Annotated in this window: 5 protein-coding genes; 3 read left to right on the forward strand and 2 right to left on the reverse strand. The window is 63.6% G+C overall.

Translation table 11 applies throughout. The annotated features are described in order from the left end of the window. Positions 1–205 precede the first annotated feature (205 nt). Both CBW50_RS27945 and CBW50_RS27950 read right to left on the reverse strand, forming a co-directional pair. On the reverse strand, positions 206–2,296 hold the full coding sequence (locus CBW50_RS27945) for a S9 family peptidase (RefSeq protein ID WP_086148511.1): 2,091 nt from the start codon (positions 2,294–2,296) through the stop codon (positions 206–208). A 118-nt stretch (positions 2,297–2,414) separates the two neighbouring features. Next, positions 2,415–3,122, reverse strand: a complete 708-nt coding sequence (locus CBW50_RS27950; protein WP_086148512.1) for a glutathione S-transferase family protein — start codon at positions 3,120–3,122, stop codon at positions 2,415–2,417. A gap of 113 nt (positions 3,123–3,235) precedes the next feature. Between CBW50_RS27950 and CBW50_RS27955 the strand changes: the two genes are divergently transcribed. The 3 genes from CBW50_RS27955 to CBW50_RS27965 all read left to right on the forward strand — a co-directional run. Further along, positions 3,236–3,604, forward strand: a complete 369-nt coding sequence (locus CBW50_RS27955; protein ID WP_086148513.1) for a helix-turn-helix domain-containing protein — start codon at positions 3,236–3,238, stop codon at positions 3,602–3,604. 62 nt (positions 3,605–3,666) lie between these two features. After that, positions 3,667–4,263, forward strand: a complete 597-nt coding sequence (locus CBW50_RS27960; protein ID WP_086148514.1) for a hypothetical protein — start codon at positions 3,667–3,669, stop codon at positions 4,261–4,263. Between the two features lie 455 nt (positions 4,264–4,718). Further along, positions 4,719–4,928, forward strand: a 210-nt coding sequence (locus CBW50_RS27965) for a DUF3391 domain-containing protein (RefSeq protein ID WP_139842692.1), incomplete at its 3' end; no start/stop codon positions are given.

Genomic DNA, 4,928 nt, shown 5'->3' on the forward strand with positions numbered 1-4,928 from the left:
TGTACGTCATCTCGCCTTTTTCAACCTGCTCGACAACGCTCAATTTAAAAGCCAGGCTGTAATCTCGCTGACTGCGTCGAAACCCTTGTTCCATCGGACACTCCTTCTCTGTAACGAAAAAGTGTCAACTTATTCCAGGACGGGTCAGAAGGATAAAAAAAGCCGCACAGTTATGAACTGTGCGGCTTTTTTACTGTGGGCAGGCTTATTTTTTGGTGTAGGTGTTCAACCAGTCCAGCACCGTGTGATGCCACAGCAGCGAGTTGGCCGGCTTCAGCACCCAGTGGTTCTCGTCCGGGAAGACCAGCAGCTTGCTCGGGATGCCGCGGCGCTGCAGCGCCGTGAAGGTGCCCAGGCCTTGCGCCGTGGGGATGCGGAAGTCCAGGTCGCCCTGCACCACCAGCATCGGCGTCTTCCAGTTCTTCACGAAGTTGACGGGATTGAACTGCTCGTACTTGGCCGGCGCGTCATAATAGGTGCCGCCGTTTTCCCACTCGGTGAACCACAGTTCTTCCGTCGCGTAAGCCATGCCGCGGTTGTCGAACACGCCGTCGTGGTTGACCAGGCACTTGAAGCCGTCCGGCCAGTTACCGGCGATCCAGTTCATCATGTAGCCGCCGTAGGACGCGCCCAGCGCGCAGCTGCGCTCGCGGTCCAGCCACGGGAATTTCTTGGTGGCCGCTTCCAGTCCCTTTTGCAGGTCGAGCAGCGGCTTGCCGCCCCAGTCGCCGCTGATGGAATCCGTGAACTTCTGGCCATAGCCGGTGGAACCGTGGAAATCGATGAAAACGGTGGCGTAGCCGGCGCCCGCATACACTTGCGGATTCCAGCGGTAGCTCCAGCTGTTGCCGAAGCTGCCCTGCGGGCCGCCATGCACGAGGAAGGCCACCGGATACTTTTCGCCGGCCTTGGCATTCCATGGCTTCATGACGTGGCCGTAGACGGTTTCGCCATCCGCGCCCGCGAACGAGAATTGTTCATATTCGCCAAAGCGCACGTTGGCCAGCGCTGCCGCATTCTGCTTCGTCAGCTGGACCATCGGCGCGTTTTCCGACTTGGCGTCGAGCTTGCGCGTGTACAGCTGCGCGCCCGAGGCCAGGTTCGCCTGCGCCAGCACGATGGTATTGCCGCGCACGTCGAAGTCGCCCACGGCGCCTTTGCCCGTCAGCGCGTTGACCTTGCCGCTGGCCGCGTCGATGTGGAACAAACGGTGCTGGCCCACGTCGTCGGCGGCGACGAGGAAGGCCTTGCCGTCCGGCGTCCAGCGGAAGTCGGCCACGGAACGGTCCCAGTCATCGGCGACGGTGCGCTTCTTGCCCGTGGCGACGTCCATCAGCACCAAATGAAAACGGTCCGCTTCAAAGCCAGGCCTGGTCATGGCGACGTAGGCCAGGGTGCGGCCGTCGGGCGAGTAGGCGGCTTTCGCGTCCCAGGCCGGATTGTCGGCCGTGAGGTTACGCGGCGCCTGGCCGCCGGCGGCCGGTATCGTGTAGACGTCGAAGTTGGTCGACCACGATTCCGTGCGGCCGGCCACGCGCACGGAGAAGGCCACCGTCTTGCCGTCCGGGCTGAAGTTGTATTCGCCGTTGTCGCCGAAGGGCTTCGATGGCGCGTCGCCATCGAGGGTGCCGCTCAGGCTCACGGGCGCGGCGCTGACCTTGCCGGTCGCGTCGATCGGCGCCGAGTACAGCGCGTTGCGGCGGCCGTCGGCCCAGGTATCCCAGTGGCGCACGAACATCTGGTCGTAGACCATGCCGGTCGCCTTGTTTTTCGCTTTTTCATCGAGGCGCTTCTTGGTGCAGGCGAGGTCCGCGCAATCGAGGAACACGCCCATGCTGAAGGCCAGGCGGTCGCCCTGGGGCGACAAGCGGTAGGTGTCGACGTCCAGCGGCAGGTCGGTGACCTTAGCCGCTTCGCCGCCGTTCAGGGGCAACTGCCACACTTGCGAGGAGCCGGAGCGGCTGGACAGGAAGTAGATGGCGTCGCCGTTCGGCGACCATTGCGGGTCGCCGGCGCTGGCCTCGCCGCGCGTGAGCTGGCGCGGCGCCGCGTTCGGCGCGCGCAGGTCGATCAGCCACAGCTGCGTATTGCCGCGATTCTTGTCCAGGTTGGTGCTGCGCACCGTGTAGACGACGCGCGTGGCGTCCGGCGACAGCACGGGGTGACCCACGCGTTCCATGGCCACCATGTCTTCCACGGTGAAGCCGCGCGGCGCGGCCAGCGCCGGTTCTGCAGCAACGGCGGTGGTGGCCATGGCGGCACTGAATGCTCCCAAGAGCAGCAGACGTAAACTCATTCAAACTCCCGATTCTGATGACGACGTTATCGATATGGTATTGACGTGGCCGGCTGTATCGCCGGCAGCCCGCCATCATAGCAACAAAGACGCGCCTGCTGCGGGAGTTGACCGGCGGTTAGCAGGCCGGACTTGCCAGTTGGTCGAGCGCCACGTGGCCCCGGAAACCGCCCAGGCTGGCGGCCGGCAAGCCCGCCTCGATGGCGTGGGCAAAGCGGATGCCGGGGTCCTGTTCCAGCGCCGCCAGCACGCGCGCCACCTGCGGATAGTCGCTTAGCCGCGCCAGCTGCAGCGGTTCGGCCCAGCGCGCCGTGGCGGCCAGGTAGGCGTCGGCAATCGTCGGCGCGGCATCGGAGGCCAGCCAGGCGCGGCCATCGAGCAGGCGCTCCAGGTGCGCCAGGCTCTTGTTCACCTTCTCGACGGCCATCTCGCGCCAGACGGCCGCGCGCGCATCGCCTTCTGCCGCGCGCGACGCCTGGAAGGCGGGCATGAAGGCCGCGTGGAAGGTCGTGTGCAGGAAGGACAGCACGCTGTTCAGGCGGTCGCCGGCGGGCGTGCCCTGCGCAAAACCCAGGCTGCTGGCCGGTGCGCGGGCGGCGATATGCAGCAGGATCGCCATGCTTTCGAGCAGCGGCGCGCCTGTGTGCGTGAGCAGGGCCGGCGTCTGGCCCAGGGGATTGATGGCGAGAAAGGCCGGATGCTGCTTGCTGGCCGGGTCGCGCGCTTCGACGCGGGCCAGGCGATACGGCAGGCCGCTCCATTCGAGGGCGGCGATGGCGGCAAACGAGCAGCCGAACGGCACGCTGTAGATCAGGGTGGTTTCCATGCTGGAGTTCCATTCAGGTGAGGGAAGGGCAGTCTAATCGCGATAGTTACTATTTGGAAGAAGGCAGAATAATGTGGTATAGGTACATTTTTTATACCAGATAGGGCATGCACATGAAAGACAATGTCTCCGGCTGCGCCGTCGAAGAAGCCATGCGCTTGCTGGGCGGGCGCTGGCGCGTAGTGCTGCTCAGCTATCTGATGGCGGGGCCGAAGCGCTTCAGCGAAATCCGCCGCGCCGTGCCGAATATCTCGCAGCGCATGCTGACCCTGGACTTGCGCGCGCTGGAAGAGGCGGGCTTGCTCACGCGCACGGTCTACGCGGAAGTGCCCGTCAAGGTCGAGTACCAACTGACGGACGAGGGCCTGCGGCTGCGCGAGCTGGTCGAGACGCTGCGCGCCATCGGCCTGCGCCTGCGCGGGCAGGCGGACGGGGGCGGCGCCTTTCTCGCGCCCGATGCCGTGGATGATAGTTCTCTATAGAAACAGCTGTTTTTATGTAAAGTGCTAGACTGCCGGCTTTTGATCACTACTTTTTGACACCCATGCGCCTGACTACTCTCGCCCTGACCGCCGCCGCCCTGTTCGCCGCCTTGCCGGCCCAGGCCGCTACCATGCCGACATTCGAACACATCCAGGCCGCCGTGCAGGCGGGCGTGGCCAAAACGCAAGCCAGGATGCAATCGTCGATACCGGTTCCCATTCCCGTCAAGGCCACCAGCCTGCAGGGTTGCCAGGATTCGCAGGAAGTGCCGGGCGAGGTGGTGTGTCTGATCGGCATGAGCGCCGGCATGCGCGACGCTTTTATGGTCTTGCCGTTGCGTAAAGAAAACGGTACCTGGGTCGGCGTCGAGCGCAAGGACGCCAGGTTCGCGGGACCATCGCCGGCCGAGGCGCAAGCGATGATACGCGCCTGGGCCAAGGAAGAAGTGGCGCGCAATCCGGAAGCGGCCAAGGATGTGCAGATGCAGGAAGCGCAGAGCACCATGCAGGTCAAGGCCGTCAATGAATGCGACGTCAAGCGCAAGACGGGCTATCTGGCGTGCGACACGGAATTGAGCGTGCCTAGCCGTCCGGAAGCGATCAAGACGGAACTGACCTTCATGCTCGAAGGTGGCGCCTGGCGCTACGTGCCGCGCTAAGCCGTCGGCGGCCGGACCGCATCTGCAGCGGCGGCGCCCCAGCCGCCGCGTCCCGCGCCGGCGCCAGGCAGACCCTCTTCTCCTCCTGGCGCCAGCGTCCCCACGGCACGCCTGAGCTGTCCCATCATGGCAAGGGCGCCGTTCTTTCCCGCAGTTCAAGTCAGTGTGCTTGCCCATGCAGTCGCCGGCAGCCATGACGCATCCATCCTCCACCATCGATTGGCCGGGCGCATGCAGCCGTGCGCACGTGCGCAGCGAAGTCACTCGAGATGAATCGTTATATTCGACAACCTTCCGTATTGCATTAATGAAAACGATAGAATTGGTGATTATTGTCGCGTTTGTTGTGGTTTTTCAATATAAATTAATATATTTGGTTTAATCGTTTGATTTTGGCGTATGATGTTGTTAATTCGCAAGTAAATGCTGCGATTTTGAATGTCTGGAGAGACGCCATGCTGAAAAAAATAGCGAGTAGCGAGCTGGTATTGGGAATGTATGTCGAGCGTCTGGGGCGTTCCTGGCTCGATACGCCATTCTGGAAGCGTTCCTTTTTGCTCGAGTCGCAGGCTGACCTGGAACGCATCCGCGCGGCGCGCCTCTGCGAAGTGTGGATCGACGTGGCGCGCGGGCGGGCGCCGGTGGAAGCGGCGCCGCCGGCGGCC

It is taken from the genome of Janthinobacterium sp. GW458P (assembly GCF_002127585.1).
Lineage (GTDB): Bacteria > Pseudomonadota > Gammaproteobacteria > Burkholderiales > Burkholderiaceae_D > Janthinobacterium.

Bases quoted from the DNA above. Each gene is read 5' to 3' on its own strand.
- CBW50_RS27960 (WP_086148514.1), top strand. From the start codon at position 3,667: ATGCGCCTGACTACTCTCGCCCTGACCGCCGCCGCCCTGTTCGCCGCC.
- CBW50_RS27955 (WP_086148513.1), top strand. From the start codon at position 3,236: ATGAAAGACAATGTCTCCGGCTGCGCCGTCGAAGAAGCCATGCGCTTG.
- CBW50_RS27945 (WP_086148511.1), bottom strand. From the start codon at position 2,296: ATGAGTTTACGTCTGCTGCTCTTGGGAGCATTCAGTGCCGCCATGGCC.
- CBW50_RS27950 (WP_086148512.1), bottom strand. From the start codon at position 3,122: ATGGAAACCACCCTGATCTACAGCGTGCCGTTCGGCTGCTCGTTTGCC.